The organism is Microbacterium oleivorans NBRC 103075, assembly GCF_001552475.1.
In the GTDB taxonomy this organism is placed as follows: domain Bacteria; phylum Actinomycetota; class Actinomycetes; order Actinomycetales; family Microbacteriaceae; genus Microbacterium; species Microbacterium oleivorans.
In genome coordinates, this window is record NZ_BCRG01000005.1 from 54593 (window position 1) to 71352 (window position 16760).

Below are 16760 nucleotides of genomic sequence, written 5' to 3' on the forward strand. Positions count from 1 at the left end.
CGGTGATTACCGAAAACGATCGTTTTCGGCGCAACTCCCGACCCGCCCAGACACCCCAGCGACACGCCGCCCGCAGCCCACCGAAAACCCCTGCCGAAACCACGCCCCACCGAAACCTCTTCGCGACGTTTTCGGCGCGAGCGCATCTGCTTCCTCAGCGCCGCAGGTTCACCTGCAGGATCTCCTCCTGATACGGCGCGCGAACGGCGCCCGAGATCCGCAGGTCGAGCAGCAGGAACGGACGCTCATCCGCGGGTAGATCGCGCCAGCGCGCCAGCGCCTGCAGATCGTCCAGGGTTCGGACGATGACGCCTTCCGCGCCGACGGCTCGAGCGAGCCCGGCGAAGTCGACCTCGGGGATCTCCATCGGTCCGCGGGCGAGACCCATGACGCCGTACAGGTGGACCTCCGCGCCGTACGCACCGTCGTTCCAGACCACCGCGAGTCCCCGCCCGCGCGCCACCCGCACGGCCGACTCGAGGTCGGCGATCGCCATGAGCCCGCCGCCGTCGCCCGTCGTGAGCACGATCGTCGAATCCGTCCGAGCTCGTGCTGCGCCCGGCACCGAGGGGAAGCCGAGACCGATCGACTGATACGCCGTGCCGATCATCATCATCCGGTCGGGTGACGCCACCGGCCAGAACATGTTCGCCCAGCCGATGAAGTGCCCACCGTCCGACACCACCACCCGGTCTTCCGGCAGAAGATCCGCGATCGCCGCGGCCGCACTCCGTGGATCGAGTCGTCCATCCGGTGCAAGCCCGTCGCCAGCGTCGCGTTTGCCCAACCCTGCCACGTCGACCTGATCGCGCCAGTTCGACGGCGCCGCACCGAGCCGCTCGAGCTCGTCCGCGATCGCACGGGCGGCGAGTGCGGCATCCGCTCGCAGGAAGCGACCGACCTGCGGATGCGTCGCCGCAGGCGCCACGTCGACCTGAGCGATCGTCGCCTCGGGGGAGAAGAGCTCGCCGAACCGCATCGTGAACTGGTTGAGCGATGCCCCGAACACGACGACCACGTCAGCCTCGCGGATCGCGGCCATCGCCCCTTCAGCGCCGAACCCGCCGGTCACCCCCAGGTCGAACTCGCCGCGCGGGAAGATCCCGCGTCCGAGAGCAGTGGATGCCGTCAGTGCGCCGACCGCATCCGCGAGGCGTCCGAGCTCTTCACCCGCGCCCGCCGTCCACGCGCCACGGCCGGCGAGCAGCAGCGGGCGCTCGGCAGACGCGAGCGCCCCGGCGATCGCCGCCACCGTTGCGGCGGCGTGGGGGCCCGCCGGGGCGAGCGGTGCGGGCAGCACCGGATCGGGCGTCGCCGGGATCGCGCCCGCATCGCGCCCGCCCACGTCGTAGGGGATCGCGAGCACGACGGGGGTGCGGAACGACAGCGCGTGCTCGATCGCGATGACCGTGGTGGCCGCGGCATCCGTTCGTCCGACCGTGTATGTGCGGACGCCGACGGCCGACGCGAGCGAGAGCTGGTCGACGTCCCACGGGCGGGGACCCGAGGTCGGCTCGTCGCCCACCACGAGCACGAGCGGAACGCGGGCCTGGGCGGCTTCGGCGAGCGCCGTCAGGGTGTTGGTGAAGCCGGCTCCGTAGGTCGAGGTCGCGGCGGCGAGGCCGCCCCCGGCGCGGAAGTGCGCATCGGCGGCGACAACACCGCCGGCTTCGTGGCGGACGGCGGTGAACATCACATCGTCGCGGCGTTCGAGCGCGTCGAGGACGAGGGCGTTGCCATTGCCCATGACTCCGAACACGTGGTCGACGTGGGCGGCGAGGGCGGAGGCGACGTGGGAAGCGACGGTGGGCATGGATGCTCCTGGAGACGGGGACGACGGATGCCGTATATGTCTCGCGCTCCGCGACGATGCGGGTGGCTGCGTGCCCCTTTTCCGAGCACCAGGACCTGTCTCGCTCCTGGACGCGCTCAGTCTATCCGCGCGCGACGCGGCCCCGCGTGGCACACTGCGGTCATGCTGCAGACGATGGAGATCTCCCTCACGCCGTTCGACGCTGCGCGGATCGTCCTCGAGCACGTACAGGCGTCGGGGATGACGGTCGAGTGCGTCGGCCAGCACGCGACGGCGACGGAGGCGGGCCATCAGACGGCGCTTCTGATCTTCGAGAAGTACTACATGCGCACGAGCAGTCGGGCCTCGCTGACGGTGCTCCTCGAGAACCTCGCCGGCCCGACGAAAGCGGTCTTCCGCGGGTCGGGCGGCGGCGAGGGCGCGCTGTTCCGCTTCGACTGGGGCGCGAGCGCCGACTTCGCCGCGAGCGTCGTCGACGCGCTCGAACCGTACGCGACGGCGTGACGGAGAGCAGATGGATGCCGACGCGCTCCGCAGTCTGAGACTGCACGCGCACCTGCTCGCCGCACCCGCTGCCGCACCGACTGATGTCGCCCGGCGTCTGGTGGCTGTGCAGGCGCAGGATTTCGCCGCCGGGCGGTGGGCGCTCGGAATCCGCACCACCGGTGACCTCACCGTCGACGAGGTCGACCGGGTCTTCACCGACGGGCACCTCGTCCGGGCGTGGACGCAGCGCGGCACCCTGCACATCGTCGAACCGGCGACGGCCGCCATGATCCTGGCCGTCACGGGGGAGCGGCAGCTGCGTGCCTACGGGATAGACGCCGCCGTGCTCGACCGCGGCGAGCGTGTGTTCCGCTCGGCGCTCGAGGATGAGGGCAGCCTCACCCGGACGGTGTTCGTCGAGGCGCTGCAACGCGAGGGCATCGCGGGCTCGGTTCCGGCGGGAAGCCGCATCCTCACAGCCCTCTCCCTTCGCGGCGTCGTGGCGCTCGGCCCCGTCGTGCCGCGCGAGCAAGGCGTCACGCGAGAGCAGTACCTCGTTCCGCTCCCGCCCGCGGCGCCCACCGGCGACGACCCCGCCGTCGACCTCCTCCTCGCCTACCTCCGCGGGCACGGCCCGGCGTCGTCCGCGGACTTCGCCTGGTGGGCGGGCCTGCCGGCGGGCGCCTCGCGCGCCGTCGCGGAACGCGCTGCTGATCGTGTCGAGCGCACGGACGACGGTCTCCTGATGCTCCCGTCCAGCGGGCAGGCGACCACGGATGCCGGCACGATCGCCCTCCCCGCCTTCGACGAGTACGTGCTGTCTTACGCCGACCGATCGCTCGCGATGGGCGCGGGAGACCGAACCACGATCGGCCCGACCGCGAACGGGATGGTGCGCCCCGTCATCGTGCGCCGCGGCGTCGCGGTCGGTACGTGGAGCCTGTCGCTCGCCGCGGGGAGCAGCGGCATCCCGACCGCGACCCTGTTCGAAGGGGAATCGGATGCCGGGGTGACCGCGGCGCTCACGCGCGTGCGCTGCTTCTTCGGCGGCGCTTAGCGATACACGCGCTCGCACGCAAGAAGTTTCGACGAGATCGCGCCGAGGTTAGCGTCACTGCAAGCGCCCTGATCCTTGTGGGCACCGTCGGAGGGAGTGTGTCATCGACTCTCCACGTGATGTGCCCGACCGCATCCTCGTTCAGCGCGCTGTCGACGGCGACACGTCCGCCTTCGGCGAGATCGTCCGCCGGCATTCCTCGCTCGTCCGCGCCTATGTGTACCGGATCGTCGGGTCGGTCGCCGACACCGACGACGTCGTGCAGGACGCCTTCGTCACCGCCTGGAAGCAGCTCCCCACGCTCCGCGACCCATCGGCCGTCCGATCGTGGCTCATGCGGATCGCCGGCCGAGAGGCGCTGGCACTCGCTACGCGCAACTCGCGAGAGGATGCTCTCGATGACGCGGTCCTGCCGCCCACCTCGCACGCGCAGCCGGAACGCGCCGCGATCCAGAACGACCGCCTAGCCGCCCTTTCGCGGGCGCTCGATCGATTGAAGGAAGATCAACGCCGTTGCTGGTTGCTGCGGGAAGTCGCAGAACTCAGCTATGCCGAGATCGCAGAAGAGATGAACATGACCGACAGCACCGTCCGAGGATTGCTCGCACGGGCCCGGGCGAGCATCGCGATCGAGATGGAGGGGTGGCGATGAACGACGACGACGCGCTCGAGTGCGGGCGCAGTATCGATGAGCTCAGCAGCTACGTCCAAGCCGGTCGCACTCCCCGTGATCGCCACATCGAGTCGTGCCCCGACTGCTTGAACGTCATCGAGGCCCTCGAACGCGTGGGGCAGCTCTCGCGCGACCTGGTCGCCGACGATGCCGAGCACCTGCCGCGACCACCCGAGAGCTGGTTCGAGGGAATCCTCTCCGTCATCCACTCCGAGCTCCGCGCCGGCCGCAGCTTCCCGATCCACCACCCTGACCCCCGAGTCACGATCACGGTGACGGAGGGCGCGGTCCGTTCCCTCGTCCGCTCGAGCGCCGACGAACTCGACGGCATCTACCTCGGTCGCACCCAGATCGTCGGCGATGCGGAGACCCCGGGCGCCCCGGTGCGCATCGACCTGACCGCCTCGGTCGCGTGGGGTCGGTCGATCCCCGATCTGACCTCCGCCCTCCGAGATCTCGTCTACCGCGTGCTCGCCGAGCACACTGAACTCAACGTCACTGCTGTCAACGTCGCCGTCGAAGAGCTCCACGGCACAGAAGGAGAGGAGTGAGCACCATGACCGGTCTGCCCTCCATTCATGAGCCCGCTGGCACCCCTGAGGACCAGCCCGACCTCGTCGCGCGCATCCGCGCCGTCGACGGCGTGACCGATGTCTACTCGCCGCGCTCGGCGATCGCCCGCATCCCGGGTCTGATCGCCGCCGCTGCAGGTGCCGACGGCGACCGGGTCGCCGAAGTCGCCGTCACGGTCCGCGACGGGATGCCGCTGGTCGCCGCCCGCATCGCGACCGCCTCGCACGACAACACGCCCGCCGCGGCCCGCCGCGTAGCGGACGCGTTGCTCGCCAACACCCCCGGCGACGCGCAGATCAGCATCCAGATCGCCCGCATCCACTGACCTCGCAAGGCCCGTCGAAAATTCTCCGAACTTTTTTGTGAGGAATCGGGACGCCCCACCCTCTTATGTACGAGGCCGACAACAACGGCCCACGTCGCACCGCAGGGTGCGCCGCCAGATCGTTTCAGAAAGAGGAGAATCATGGCTGACGAGACCCCCACCACGACCACCCCCGCAGTTCCCGGCGCGCGCGTCGACCGCACCGCACCGAAGGCTGCCGAGACCACGGCCGCCACGGCCGGCACGACCGTCATCTCTGATGGCGTCGTCGCGAAGGTCGCCGGGATCGCGGCTCGCGAGATTCCCGGTGTCCACGCTCTCGGCGGCGGCGGAGCTCGTGCCCTCGGCGCGATCCGCAACGCCATCAACGCCACCGACCTCGGTCAGGGCGTGAAGGTGGAAGTGGGCGAGACCCAGGCCGCCGTCGACCTCACCATCGTGGTCGAGTACCCGACTCCCGTCCACCAGGTCGCCGCGCAGGTCCGTGACGCCGTCGCCGGTGCCATCACCCGCCTCGTCGGACTCGACGTGGTCGAAGTCAACGTCACCGTCGACGACGTCCACATCCCGGGTGACGAAGACGAAGAGCACGAGGAGTCGCGCGTCTCATGAGCACCACGATCATCGGCGCACTGACCGGCGCCATCCTTGCCGTCGTCGCCCTCGTGTTCGGGTTCTGGGGATTCCTCCTCACGGCCCTGTTCATGGCGATCGGCGCGGTCATCGGCCGCATCGCGTCGGGCAAGCTCGACGTTCGCGCGGTGACTGACGCCTTCACGGGACGGCGCACCTCCTGATGCGTACCGACACCGACGGAACGGCGGGCGGCGAGTCCTCGCGACTCGCCGCCGCAGCCCCCGGCGTCGCCGGCCGCACCGAGGTCGCCGAGCGTGTGCTCGTCGGCGTCGCGCGGGCGGTGTCCGCCGATGTCATCGGCGTCCCGCGGGGCGAGATCTCCGTGGGTGTCGCTGATCGACGGGACGGTATGGCTCTGAAGGTATCGAGCCCCCTACCGGTCCCCGACCTCGATGACCTGGAATCGGTGCGGAGCACCACTCCCGTCCTCGAGCGCGCCGCGCAGATGCAGGAGCAGCTGCGTGAGCGACTGACCCACCTCCTCGGGCGCGACATCGCCCGAATCGACCTCACCGTGACTGGTGCCCGAACCCCAGAAAGGAAGCGTGTGCGATGACCACTCCCGTGCTCCGTCGCGTCGTGCGCCGCGAGACGCACTCGCCGCGCAGCGTCGCCTTCGCCGTCGTCGTCCTGCTGGGGATCATCCTGGCCCTGTACGTCGCGGTCGAACTCATCCTCGCCCTCGCCGCACAGCCCGCACTGTTCGTGCGGCCGATGGCTGCTCTGCAGTGGTTGGCCGGCCTCCCCTCGAGCGTCCCCGTGGCAGCGGGCGTCGCCGGCGGGTTGGTCGTGGCTGCACTCGGGCTCTGGCTCGTCGTCCTGGCCGTGTCGCCGGGGCGTCTGTCCAAGCATGAAATGGATGCCGGTGGCCGAGTCGCCGTCGTCGACAACGGTGTGGTCGCCTCGGCACTCGCCCAGCGGGTGAGTGACGAGACGGGCATCGCCCGTGACCGCGTGACCGTGGGCGTCGCCCACCGGAGCGTCGACGTCACCGTCCGGCCGGGAGCAGGCATCCCGATCGAGAAGGCGCAGGTCACCTCGTTGGCCGAGGCGGAGATCGCCTCGCTGAAACTCGCACGACCCGTCCGCACCCGCGTTCGGATCGAGCGCCACGACGAAGAGGAGAAGGCGGCATGAACGACACCAACCGTGCGCTGAACCGCACCGTCCTCCTGATCGTCGGCCTCGTCCTGCTCATCGGCGGGGGAGCGGCGGCCACCGCAGCAGCAGTTCCGGCCGTCGGGGACGTCTGGACCTCGTCCGGTCAGGCCGCCTTCGACGGGCTCCGAGCCGCCGGCGATGCCACGAAGATCGGCGACACCGGGCTCAGCTGGGCCGTGATCGGAGCGACAGCAGGTGCGATCGTCATCGCGGTGATCCTCTTCGCGGGCCTCACGACGCTCGTGAGCCGGCGCTCCCGGACGGTCCTCCGCTCGAGCGGATCGCAGACCCCCCTGGGTCGAGTCACCGTCACGGAGGGATTCGCCGCCGACGCGGTGAAGAACTCCCTCGCCCGTCAGGACGGTGTGCTCTCGGCCTCTGTCACGGCACACAGCGTGCGCGACGAGCCGGTGCTCCACGTGAGCGTCATCGCTCGCCAGGGCGCCGACCCGCGGAGCGTCGTCGACTACGTCGACCGCGTGATGGACGGGCTGGCAGCTGTGACCGGTACCGAGACCGCCGCGTACATCTCCGTCCACGGAGGTCTCCGCAGCAAGCTCGCCTCCGACGCCCCGCGGGTCAGCTGACCCGCATCGAACCCCGGTCCAGGCACCGGTTACACCCACCCACCCACAAGGAAAGGAGACCCTCATGGGACTCGACGACAAGATCAAGAACGCCGCTCAGGACATCGCCGGCAAGGCGAAGGAAGCGATCGGCAAGGCCACGGACAACGACAAGCTCGTTGCCGAGGGTAAGGCCGACCAGACCAAGGCTGACGCGAAGAAGGCCGGCGAGAACGTGAAGGACGCCTTCAAGAAGGACTGACCTTCACCACTCGCGCCTCTCGGGCAGCGCGAGACATGCGGGGAGCACACGGGGGACTGTGCTCCCCGCTTTCGCGTTTCCGCGGTCAGGTGAACAGCTCGGCCCCGACGTAGGAACCCGCCTTCGCCCCGCGCGGAATCGCCCAGACCCCCGACCCGATGTGACGCACGTATTCGTTCATCAGGTCGGTCGAGAGGGCTCGCTGCAGCGTCACGAACTGGTCGGGGCTCCGCTGGTAAGACAGGAAGAACAGACCTGCGTCGAGGCGCCCGAGATCGGTGTTCCCATCGACGTAGTTGTAGCCGCGGCGAAGGATCCGGATGCCGTTGTTCACGTCGGGGTGGGCGCGGTGCACGTGCGAGCGGGCGTCGATCGCGAGGCCGCCGGCGGCATCCTTCTTGTCGAAGTCGGGTGCCGTCGTCTCGCTGCCACCGGACAGAGGAGCACCCTCGGACTTGTCCCGGCCGATGATGCGCTGCTGCTCGGAGAGTCGTACGCGGTCCCACGTCTCGATCAGCATCGCGACCTTGCGCGCAACGAGGTACGAGCCGCCCGCGAGCCAGGCCGGCTCGTCGGCGGACGCGACCCAGACGTGGTCGGCGAGAGCCTGGGTGTCGTCGGAGAGGATGTTCGCGGTGCCGTCCTTGAATCCGAACAGGTTTCGCGGTGTCGCCTGCGCAGCCGACGTCTTCGAGGTCTTGCCGAAGCCCAGCTGCGACCAGCGCAGACGCGCCCGTCCGAAGGCGATGCGGCTGAGGTTGCGGATCGCGTGGATCGCGACCTGCGGGTCGTCCGCACAGGCCTGGATGCAGAGGTCGCCGCCCGACGCGGCGGGGTCGAGGTCGTCGCCGAGGAAAGCGGGGAGCTTCGCAAGCCCCGCGGGGCGGAGCGCGGCCAGCCCGTAGCGGTCGGTGCCGTCGTCCGCCGTGAAGAGGGTCGGACCGAACCCGAACGTGACGGTCAGGCCGGATGCCGGGAGTCCCAACGCTTCACCGGTGTCATCCGGCGGCGCCTCCGGCGATCCACCGACCGCGCCCGTCGCGCTGACGTCGAGCCCCTGCGTCATCCGAGCGGCGGCGTAGCTCCAGTCCCGCAGGAGCGACTGCAGATCCTCGCGAGTGGTGCCGGCCATCATGTCGAACGCCGCGAAGTGCAGGTGGTCCTGCATGGGGGTCGTGATGCCCGCCTGGTGCGTCCCGGTGAACGGGTACACGGGTGACGCTTCCTCCGCGGCCCGAGAGCGACCGATCGCCACTCCCGCCGCCGACCCGGCTCCCGCGCCGAGGGCGAGGCCCGCCGCACCGACGCCGGCGGCGAGGCCGAACAGACCGCGCCGGCTCAGGGCCGGAGGTGCCGATTCTTCGCGGGTGGGCTCGTCCTCCGTCACTGCAGGACCGTCGAGGTAAGGCGGGACAGCGGCTCAGCGAGCGCATTGATCAGGTCGGTCAACTCGCGCTTGTCGTCCTCCGTCAGCGTCCGGTACGTCACGAAGCCCTTCGTGAGCGAGCCGTGGGCAGCGAGGGCCGCGTCCAGGTCGTCGTAGCGGCGGGTGATCTCCTTCGACAGCGCCGCGCCGTCGGAGCCGGTCGCCGAGGCGAAGTCCTTCACGAGCGAGAACGCCATCTTCGAACCCTCGACGTTCGCGGCGAAGTCCGCGAGGTCGGTACCGGACCACCAGTCCTCTTCCCCCGTGATCTTGCCGGTCGCGACCTCGTCGAGCAGTGCGATGGCGCCGTTGGAGATGCCCGCGACGCCCTGCGCATCAAGAGCCTGCTGGAATGCGTCGGAGTGGACGTAATCGTTGAGCTCGCCGACGTCGGCGATGAGCTTGTCGCCGTAGGTCGCGCGCTCAGCAGGGGTCGAGGGTGCCCAGTCCTTCCACGCGGGCGTCTCGCCGTCGGCGTTCAGCGCGTCCTTCTTCGGGACCCAGAGATCCTTCTCGATGCGATGGAAGCCGGTCCAGTCGAGGCCTTCCGCCACGGCATCCACTTCGCGGTAGTCGATGCGCGGGTCGAGGTCACCGAGCGATTCCGCCACCGGCTCGATGCGCTCGTAGAACGCCCGGACCTGCGGGAACTGCGCGCGGGCGTCGTCGTCGCGTCCGGCCTCGTAGGCGGTGGTGAAGTTCTCCACAGCGGGAACGAGCTGCTCGACCTGGTCCTTGACGAATGCTGCGTACAGGTCGACGGCCTTCTGCTTCTGTTCGGCGTCGTCCCCGGTCGCAGCGACCGTCTTGCCGGTGACGCTGAAGTCGGCGCGACCCACTCCCTCACCGACCATGCCGGGCTTGCAGAGCGTCTTGTACTCGCCCGGCTGAGCCACCACGGTGAGCGTGCGCTCGGAACCGGGGGAGATGTTCTCGACCTCGCCGATGATGCGGAGCCCGTCTTCGGCGAGCAAGTAGAACTCGCTCACTTGCGAGCTCTTGTTCGACACCGCGAATGTCAGCGTCCCGCTCTTCGCGGCGGCCGCCGAGACGTCGCACGAGGTGTCCGTGGAGGTGACGGTGAGCGCATCAGCGCTGGCGACGTCGGTCTTCGCGACGCATCCGGAGAGGGCGACGATGCCGACGGCGGCGAGGGCGAGGGATGCGTGCGCACGAGCGCGGCGGGTGCGGGTCATGATGCTCCTTGGGGGGCGTGACGAGAGGCGAGCGTGTCAGAGGAAGCGGCCGGCTTCGGCGCGGGCTTGCGACCGACCAGACCGCGGACGAAGAACGAGCCGACGACGGCGAGGTAGAGGACCCAGGCGACCACCTGCAGCCAGGTCATGTCGGGCATGAAGCCGACGGTCGCCTGCAGGATGGCGGCGAGTGTGCCGCCGGGCGGGATCTGCGCCGTGACGTCGAAGGCCCAGCCGAACGGGAAACCGGCCCACCCGACGCCGACGCTGCCCGTGGCGGGGTCGATCGTGGCCGATCCCGAGAAGGGGCCGGGGAGGACGCCGGCTTCCTGCAGATCGTGGAAGGCGTAGGCGAGCACGCCGGCGGCGACGATCACGAGGAATCCGCCGGTCCAGGCGAAGAAGCGGCGGAGATCGAGACGGACGACACCGCGGGCGAGCAGCCAGCCGAGGGCGACGGCGACCGCAATCCCGAGCACCGCCCCCAGGAGTCCGAGGCTCTCCTGGCCGGCGGACTGCACCATCGACCACAGGAACAGCGTCGTCTCGATCCCCTCGCGAGCCACGGACACGAAGCCGATGAACACGATTCCCCAGAAGCCGCTCATCGCGAGCGCGCGATCGACGCCGCCTTCGAGGTGGGAACGCATCGTGCGGGCAGTGCGCTGCATCCAGAAGATCATCCACGTCACCATCCCCACTGCGAGGAGGGAGAGAAGGCCGCCGATGAGCTCCTGTGCCTGGAAGGTCAGCGCGTAGGCACCGAACGTGAGGATGGCGCCGATGATGACGACCAGGGCAACGGCCAGCCCCACGCCTGCCCAGAGCTTCGGCAGGACGTCCCGACGGCCGATGCGCGTCAGGTACGCGACCAGGATGCCGACGACGAGCGCTGCCTCGAGGCCTTCGCGGAGGCCGATGAGGAAGGGAGGGAGGAGCGAGGCGAGCACGGGTATCTCTCGGATGTTCGGGAGTGAGGCCGGTGCCCACTGCCCCGTCGCAGCCCGTCCGCGGGACCGGCTGCACGACACCGAAGTGACGAGGTGACGTGGCAGCTTAGGTTAGGCGAACCTCACCGCGTGAGCGTACACCCGCGACGCATGCGCCTTCAACACGGCTCAGGCGTGTCGATCCAGGAACGAGTACACCTCGCCGTCATCCACCCCGGGGAACATCCCGCGGGGCAGCGGCGAGAACATCTGCATGTGCACACGTGCGCTCGGCCAGGCCTTGCCCTGCCAGCGTTCGGTGAGGTCGGCGTCCGGGCGTCGGCAGCAGGCCTCGTCAGGGCAGGTCGAGCTCGCGCGCTTGTGCGTCTCGCGGCCGCGGAACCAGCGTGCGTCGTCGAACGGCACGCCGACCGTGATCGAGAACTCGCCTTCGCCGGTCGTACCGGTCTGGCTCGAGCACCAGAACGTGCCGCCGGGGGTGTCGGTGTACTGGTAATGCTCCGTCGTGCGGTTCTGTTCCGCGAACGCGGACCGCGCCGCGAACTTCCGGCACACCACTTGCCCCTCGACCGACCCCGTGACGTCCATCGGCAGTGGCAGTCCATCGTTCTCGTAGACCCGGTTGATCGCGCCCGCGCCGTCGACGCGCAGGAAGTGCAACGGGATGTCGAGGTGCTGGGTGAGGAGGTTCGTCATGCGCATGGCGGCAGCCTCATGGGTCACGCCGAACGCATCGCGGAAGTCCTCGACCGCGAGGTTCCGGTCCTTCTTCGCCTGCGTCAGGAACGCGAGCGACGCGGTCTCGGGCATGAGACAGCAGGCCGCGTAGTAGTTGATCTCGAGGCGCTGTTGGAGGAAATCGGCGTAATCGGTGGGCGGCGTGTGCCCCAGAAGGCGGTGCGCCATCGCCTGGAGCGCCATCGACCGCAGGCCGTGGCCACCGGGGATGGATGCCGGCGGCAAGTAGATGCGCCCGTTCTCGAGGTCCGTGACTGAACGCGCCGAGTGCGGGAGGTCGCTGGCGTAGATGAGCTCGAACCCGAGCTGCTCCGCCATGATGCTCACGGTCCGGTGAGTGAGTGCGCCGGTGGTGTGCCCGGCAGCCTTGAGCTTCTTCTCGGCGAGCTTCTCGATCTCGGGCAGGTAGTTGTTCTGGTCCCGCATCCGCAGTCGCAGCTCCGTGTTCGCGCGTCGTGCTTCCTCTGGTGTCGCGATCGATTCGCGCTCACGACGCTCGAGTTCGCGGTGGAGGGCGAGGATGCCCTCGATCGTCTCGTCGGACATCGTCTTCGTGACTCGCACGGGCGGAACGCCGAGGCGGCGGAAGACGGGGCTCTGCTGCGCGCGCTCGAGGTCGAGCTCGAGCGCGGCACGCCGGTTGGGCGGCTCGTTCGAGAGCAGATCGGTGACATCGGTGCCGGTCGCCGATGCGATCGCCTGCAGCACCGAGAGCTTCGGCTCGCGTTTGCCGTTCTCGATCAGGCTGAGCTGGCTGCCGGCGATGCCGACGATCTCGCCCAACTCATCGAGCGTGTAGCCGTGCGCGGTGCGCTGGTGCCGGATGCGGTGACCGAGCGTCGAGAGCTGGAGGAGCGTCGCCATGATCTTGATGTTAGCGAAAGAATCCCGATTCTTTAGTCGACGCGAGCACGAAAAGTGATCGAGAGGGCGCGCAGAGTGGGAGAACGCCCACCCCGACCAAGGAGCGCCGAATGGCCATCGCAGACCTGTTCACCCGCCCCACCCGCACCGGATCGTCCGTCGCGCCCGACACGGCCCCCGTGCTGGCCGGCATCCGTCCCGCGGCGACCGGGGACGGCATGACCGCTCTCCACGCCTGGGTCGACGAGATCGCTGCGCTGACGCAGCCCGCCCGCATCCATTGGGTCGACGGCTCGGCCGCCGAGAACGACGCGCTGCTGCGGCAGCAGGTCGACGAGGGCAAGCTCATCAAGCTCAACCCCGAATGGCGGCCGGGGTCCTACCTCGCCCGCTCGCACCCGAGCGACGTCGCCCGCACCGAGGGGCGCACCTTCATCGCCTCCGAGCGTGAAGCGGATGCCGGGCCCACGAACAACTGGATCGCGCCCGACGAGATCCGCGCCACGATCACGCCCCTGTTCGAGGGCAGCATGCGCGGCCGGACGATGTACGTCGTGCCTTTCTCGATGGGCGCCGTCGGCGGGCCCCTCTCGCACATCGGCGTGCAGGTGACCGACAGTGCCTACGCGGTCACCTCGATCGGCATCATGACGCGCGTCGGCACGGAGGTGCTGGAGCAGATCGCCGACGGCAAACCCTGGGTCAAGACCGTGCACTCGGTCGGCGCACCGCTGGCGCCGGGGCAGCAGGACGAGGCGTGGCCGTGCAATGACGAGAAGTACATCGTCCACTTCCCCGAGACCCTCGAGGTGTGGTCGTTCGGTTCCGGCTACGGCGGCAACGCGATCCTCGCCAAGAAGTGCTTCGCCCTCCGCATCGCGTCGGTCATCGGCCGCGACGAGGGCTGGCTGGCCGAGCACATGCTGCTCATCCGAGTCATCGACCCGGCGGGCAAGGCATACCACGTCGCCGCCGCGTTCCCCTCGGCCTGCGGCAAGACGAACCTCGCGATGCTCCGTCCGACCATCCCCGGCTGGCGCGTCGAGACCCTCGGCGACGACATCGCGTGGCTCCGTCCCGGCGAAGACGGTCGACTCTGGGCCATCAACCCCGAGGCCGGCTTCTTCGGGGTCGCTCCCGGCACGGGCGAGTCGACGAACGTGACCGCCGTCGACACTCTCTGGGGCAACACGATCTTCACCAACGTCGCCCTCCGTCCCGACGGCGACGTGTGGTGGGAGGGCCTCACCGACGAGGCGCCCGCCGAGCTCACCGATTGGGAGGGGAAGCCTTGGACCCCGGCATCCAATCGTCCTGCCGCCCACCCGAACTCGCGCTTCACCGTCAGCGCGGGCCAGTGCCCCCAGATCGCCTCGGATTGGGATGCGCCCGAGGGCGTTCCCCTCGACGCGATCCTCTTCGGCGGCCGCCGTGCCACCAACGTGCCGCTCGTCGTCGAGGCCACCGACTGGACCCACGGTGTTTTCATGGGCTCCAACATCTCGTCGGAGCGGACGGCCGCGGCCGAGGGGCTCGTCGGTGAACTGCGCCGTGACCCGTTCGCGATGCTGCCGTTCTGCGGCTACAACATGGCCGACTACTTCGCTCATTGGCTGAAGGTCGGGCAGAAGCTGCGCTTCGACCGTGCCCCGCGCATCTTCCAGGTCAACTGGTTCCGGAAGGGCGCCGATGGGCGCTTCCTGTGGCCCGGATTCGGTGACAACGCCCGCGTGATCGACTGGATCATCCGCCGCGTCGACGGCTCGGTCGGTGCGGTGGACAGCCCCGTGGGCCGTCTCCCCGAGACGTCCGACCTGAACCTCGCGGGGATCGACGTGCCGCAGGCGGATCTCGACGAGCTGTTCGCGGTGGACCCGGCATCCTGGCTCGCCGAGGCCGACCTCACCGAGGAGTTCTACCGGACGTTCGGCGGCAAGGTCCCGGCAGCGCTGTACGCCGAGCTCGCCGCCCTCCGCTACCGACTGCAGCGCACGCAGCAGACGGTCTGACGCCCGGACGCGCCGTCGACCCGACGCGAACTGCTGTTCCCGGATGCCGGGAGTCGCAGTTCGCGTCGGATCGCCGTGCGTTCGGGGATGGAGGGCGTCAGACGAGTAACTGGCGGGCGGCGAGGTCGCGGTAGAGCGGCACGTCGCGCACCAGCTCGTCGTGCGTACCCTGTCCGACGACGCGGCCGTGGTCGAGGACGACGATGAGGTCGCTGTCGACGACGGTCGACAGCCGGTGCGCGATGACGACGAGCGTGCGACCGGCCGCGACGGCGTCGATCGCGTCGCGCATGCGCTGCTCGTTGAGTCCGTCGAGGGACGACGTCGACTCGTCGAGCAGCAGGATCGGGGGAGCGGCCAGCAGGGCGCGCGCGATCGCGAGACGCTGACGCTCGCCGCCCGACAGCATGACGCCCGCCTCTCCGACGGGAGCCTGCAGCCGCAGGGGGGAGCGTTCGAGCACCTCGGTGAGGTTCACGGCGTCGAGCACGCGCTCGCAGTCCGCGTCAGTCGCGTTCGGCGAGGCGAGGCGCAGGTTATCGGCGATCGTCCCGGCGAGGGTCGGGGCATCCTGCTCCACATACCCGAGGCGTGCGCGCAGGGACAGGCGGTCGAGCGCGCGGGCGTCGATCCCGTCGATGAGGATGGCGCCGGCGGTCGGGTCGTAGAAGCGCTCGATGAGGGCAAGGGTGGTCGACTTGCCCGCTCCCGACGGTCCGACGAGGGCGACGCGCGCTCCGCGCGGTACCTCGAACGAGACGCCGCGGAGCACGGTGGCCTCGGGCTCCGGTTCGGACTCCTCAGGGATAGGCGCGCGGGCGTCGGCGAGGGTCTTGAGCGCCTCGTCTTGTGCGCTCCGGCGTGCGCGGACGACCGCCTCGGGGTAGGAGAAGTGCACGTCGCGGAACTCGATCGCGGCCGTCGAGGCGGAGGTGGCTGACGCAGCGGAGGCGGCGATCGCGGCATCCTCCGCCGTCTCGTCCGGCAGGTCGAGGACCTCCTGGATGCGGCCGAGCGCGCCGAGTGCCTGGTTCACCGACGTGATCGCGCCGAAGAACGAGGCGAGCGGCTGAACGAGGAAGAAGAGGAACATCACGAAGACGACGAGCTGCGCGATCTCGATGGCGCCGGACGCGACGCGGAATCCGCCCACGCCGAGGACCACGAGGAGCGACACCTGCAGAGCGATCCCGGCGACGGGGACGACGATCGCCGAGGCCTTCGCCACCTTGACACCCGCGTCGTAGGCCTCGCCGGCCGTCGCCGAGATGGTGTCCTGCTCGCGCGCCTCGGCGCCCGATGCGCGGATCGTGCGGATCGAGCCGATCGCCCGCTCGACGCCCGAGGCGAGGGCGCCCACCTTCTCCTGCTGCTCGAGCGTGGCCCGACGGATGCGGCCGCTCAGCACGACGACGACGGTCGCCGAGGCGCCGATCACGACGACGATCAGCAGCAGCAGGATCGGGTCGATGATGAGCATCGCGATGATCGCGCCGACGAAGATGAGCGCGTTGCCGATCGAGTCGGCGAAGCCCTGCGTGAGGACGGCGTAAAGCAGGGTCGTGTCCGTGCCGACGCGCGACACCAGATCGCCGGTCCGTCGGGCGTCGTACTCCTGTACTGGCAGGTGCAGGAGTTTCGCGATCAGGCGGCGACGGCTCGAGTAGACGACCGCGGTGCCGGTGCGCTGCAGCAGGTAGTGCTGGAAGCCGCCGATGAGGGACGACACGACGACGAGGCCGACGAGGACCCAGACGAGGATGCCGAGGGCCTGACCCGCCTGCACGCGGCCGATGACGTCGCCGACGAGGAGCGGCTGGACGAGGGTGGCGACGGCTTCGAGCACGCTGAGGACGCCGACGACCACGAGGACGCGCTTGTGTTCGAGGAGGAACGGGACGAGCTGACGGAGGTTGGCGCGGGGGCCGTCGTCCTTCGAGGGGCGGCGCAGACCGCGGCGAGGCGTGGACATCCCTCTATCTTCCTCCGTCCTCACGATGTCCGAGCCCGTCGGTAGGGTGGTCC

At 69.7% G+C, this 16760-nt stretch carries 18 protein-coding genes; 12 read left to right on the top strand and 6 right to left on the bottom strand.

Going from position 1 to position 16760, the window contains the following annotated elements:
• Positions 1-154 precede the first annotated feature (154 nt).
• Positions 155-1813: a thiamine pyrophosphate-binding protein gene (locus MO1_RS07270; protein ID WP_060915661.1), complete on the bottom strand. Its 1659-nt coding sequence runs from the start codon at positions 1811-1813 to the stop codon at positions 155-157.
• Positions 1814-1975: 162 nt separating this feature from the next.
• Here MO1_RS07270 and MO1_RS07275 point away from each other — a divergent pair, with 162 nt between their 5' ends.
• From MO1_RS07275 to MO1_RS07325, 11 genes are all read left to right on the top strand, one after another.
• Positions 1976-2317: a DUF6054 family protein gene (locus tag MO1_RS07275; protein WP_036312914.1), complete on the top strand. Its 342-nt coding sequence runs from the start codon at positions 1976-1978 to the stop codon at positions 2315-2317.
• Between the two features lie 10 nt (positions 2318-2327).
• Positions 2328-3356, top strand: coding sequence for a winged helix DNA-binding domain-containing protein (locus MO1_RS07280; protein ID WP_036312911.1), 1029 nt, complete (start codon positions 2328-2330; stop codon positions 3354-3356).
• A 121-nt stretch (positions 3357-3477) separates the two neighbouring features.
• The gene (locus tag MO1_RS07285) at positions 3478-4008 is read left to right on the top strand and encodes an RNA polymerase sigma factor (protein WP_235186133.1); all 531 of its coding nucleotides are present in this window, start codon (positions 3478-3480) and stop codon (positions 4006-4008) included.
• The gene (locus MO1_RS07290; RefSeq protein ID WP_255209239.1) at positions 4005-4580 is read left to right on the top strand and encodes an Asp23/Gls24 family envelope stress response protein; all 576 of its coding nucleotides are present in this window, start codon (positions 4005-4007) and stop codon (positions 4578-4580) included. Before MO1_RS07285 ends, MO1_RS07290 begins: the two co-directional genes overlap by 4 nt.
• 5 nt (positions 4581-4585) lie before the next feature.
• Positions 4586-4927: a hypothetical protein gene (locus tag MO1_RS07295; RefSeq protein ID WP_060915703.1), complete on the top strand. Its 342-nt coding sequence runs from the start codon at positions 4586-4588 to the stop codon at positions 4925-4927.
• Between the two features lie 141 nt (positions 4928-5068).
• Positions 5069-5539: an Asp23/Gls24 family envelope stress response protein gene (locus tag MO1_RS07300; RefSeq protein ID WP_060915663.1), complete on the top strand. Its 471-nt coding sequence runs from the start codon at positions 5069-5071 to the stop codon at positions 5537-5539.
• Positions 5536-5724: a DUF2273 domain-containing protein gene (locus MO1_RS07305; protein WP_036312902.1), complete on the top strand. Its 189-nt coding sequence runs from the start codon at positions 5536-5538 to the stop codon at positions 5722-5724. The genes MO1_RS07300 and MO1_RS07305 overlap by 4 nt, the downstream gene beginning before the upstream one ends.
• The gene (locus tag MO1_RS07310; RefSeq protein ID WP_060915664.1) at positions 5724-6119 is read left to right on the top strand and encodes a hypothetical protein; all 396 of its coding nucleotides are present in this window, start codon (positions 5724-5726) and stop codon (positions 6117-6119) included. The genes MO1_RS07305 and MO1_RS07310 overlap by 1 nt, the downstream gene beginning before the upstream one ends.
• A complete protein-coding gene (locus MO1_RS07315; protein ID WP_036312896.1) occupies positions 6116-6700 on the top strand; it encodes a DUF6286 domain-containing protein in 585 nt (194 codons plus the stop codon). Before MO1_RS07310 ends, MO1_RS07315 begins: the two co-directional genes overlap by 4 nt.
• The gene (locus MO1_RS07320; protein WP_060915665.1) at positions 6697-7311 is read left to right on the top strand and encodes a hypothetical protein; all 615 of its coding nucleotides are present in this window, start codon (positions 6697-6699) and stop codon (positions 7309-7311) included. Before MO1_RS07315 ends, MO1_RS07320 begins: the two co-directional genes overlap by 4 nt.
• A gap of 64 nt (positions 7312-7375) precedes the next feature.
• Entirely contained in the window at positions 7376-7552 is a 177-nt protein-coding gene (locus MO1_RS07325) for a CsbD family protein (protein WP_018188814.1), read from the top strand.
• Between the two features lie 85 nt (positions 7553-7637).
• Here MO1_RS07325 and efeB read toward each other — a convergent pair whose 3' ends face one another.
• From efeB to MO1_RS07345, 4 genes are all read right to left on the bottom strand, one after another.
• Complete coding sequence (gene efeB, locus MO1_RS07330) at positions 7638-8939, bottom strand: iron uptake transporter deferrochelatase/peroxidase subunit (RefSeq protein WP_060915666.1); 1302 nt, start codon at positions 8937-8939, stop codon at positions 7638-7640.
• A complete protein-coding gene (gene efeO, locus MO1_RS07335; RefSeq protein ID WP_036312886.1) occupies positions 8936-10174 on the bottom strand; it encodes an iron uptake system protein EfeO in 1239 nt (412 codons plus the stop codon). The genes efeB and efeO overlap by 4 nt, the downstream gene beginning before the upstream one ends.
• Positions 10171-11124: an iron uptake transporter permease EfeU gene (gene efeU / locus MO1_RS07340; protein ID WP_060915667.1), complete on the bottom strand. Its 954-nt coding sequence runs from the start codon at positions 11122-11124 to the stop codon at positions 10171-10173. Before efeU ends, efeO begins: the two co-directional genes overlap by 4 nt.
• A gap of 168 nt (positions 11125-11292) precedes the next feature.
• Positions 11293-12726 (bottom strand): helix-turn-helix transcriptional regulator, encoded by a 1434-nt coding sequence (locus tag MO1_RS07345; RefSeq protein ID WP_060915668.1) that lies wholly within the window; start codon positions 12724-12726, stop codon positions 11293-11295.
• A 110-nt stretch (positions 12727-12836) separates the two neighbouring features.
• Between MO1_RS07345 and MO1_RS07350 the strand changes: the two genes are divergently transcribed.
• Positions 12837-14735 carry a phosphoenolpyruvate carboxykinase (GTP) gene (locus MO1_RS07350; RefSeq protein ID WP_060915669.1) on the top strand — a complete coding sequence of 633 codons (1899 nt, stop codon included), beginning with the start codon at positions 12837-12839 and terminating at the stop codon, positions 14733-14735.
• A 97-nt stretch (positions 14736-14832) separates the two neighbouring features.
• On the opposite strand, the gene MO1_RS07355 is transcribed toward MO1_RS07350, so the two are convergent.
• Positions 14833-16707, bottom strand: a complete 1875-nt coding sequence (locus MO1_RS07355) for an ABC transporter ATP-binding protein (RefSeq protein ID WP_060915670.1) — start codon at positions 16705-16707, stop codon at positions 14833-14835.
• Positions 16708-16760: the final 53 nt, after the last annotated feature.

Excerpts from the sequence above, each read along its gene's own strand:
- MO1_RS07270 (WP_060915661.1), bottom strand. The coding sequence starts at position 1,813 with ATGCCCACCGTCGCTTCCCACGTCGCCTCCGCCCTCGCCGCCCACGTC.
- MO1_RS07275 (WP_036312914.1), top strand. The coding sequence starts at position 1,976 with ATGCTGCAGACGATGGAGATCTCCCTCACGCCGTTCGACGCTGCGCGG.
- MO1_RS07280 (WP_036312911.1), top strand. The coding sequence starts at position 2,328 with ATGGATGCCGACGCGCTCCGCAGTCTGAGACTGCACGCGCACCTGCTC.
- MO1_RS07290 (WP_255209239.1), top strand. The coding sequence starts at position 4,005 with ATGAACGACGACGACGCGCTCGAGTGCGGGCGCAGTATCGATGAGCTC.
- MO1_RS07295 (WP_060915703.1), top strand. The coding sequence starts at position 4,586 with ATGACCGGTCTGCCCTCCATTCATGAGCCCGCTGGCACCCCTGAGGAC.
- MO1_RS07300 (WP_060915663.1), top strand. The coding sequence starts at position 5,069 with ATGGCTGACGAGACCCCCACCACGACCACCCCCGCAGTTCCCGGCGCG.
- MO1_RS07305 (WP_036312902.1), top strand. The coding sequence starts at position 5,536 with ATGAGCACCACGATCATCGGCGCACTGACCGGCGCCATCCTTGCCGTC.
- MO1_RS07310 (WP_060915664.1), top strand. The coding sequence starts at position 5,724 with ATGCGTACCGACACCGACGGAACGGCGGGCGGCGAGTCCTCGCGACTC.
- MO1_RS07315 (WP_036312896.1), top strand. The coding sequence starts at position 6,116 with ATGACCACTCCCGTGCTCCGTCGCGTCGTGCGCCGCGAGACGCACTCG.
- MO1_RS07320 (WP_060915665.1), top strand. The coding sequence starts at position 6,697 with ATGAACGACACCAACCGTGCGCTGAACCGCACCGTCCTCCTGATCGTC.
- MO1_RS07325 (WP_018188814.1), top strand. The coding sequence starts at position 7,376 with ATGGGACTCGACGACAAGATCAAGAACGCCGCTCAGGACATCGCCGGC.
- efeO (WP_036312886.1), bottom strand. The coding sequence starts at position 10,174 with ATGACCCGCACCCGCCGCGCTCGTGCGCACGCATCCCTCGCCCTCGCC.
- MO1_RS07345 (WP_060915668.1), bottom strand. The coding sequence starts at position 12,726 with ATGGCGACGCTCCTCCAGCTCTCGACGCTCGGTCACCGCATCCGGCAC.
- MO1_RS07350 (WP_060915669.1), top strand. The coding sequence starts at position 12,837 with ATGGCCATCGCAGACCTGTTCACCCGCCCCACCCGCACCGGATCGTCC.
- MO1_RS07355 (WP_060915670.1), bottom strand. The coding sequence starts at position 16,707 with ATGTCCACGCCTCGCCGCGGTCTGCGCCGCCCCTCGAAGGACGACGGC.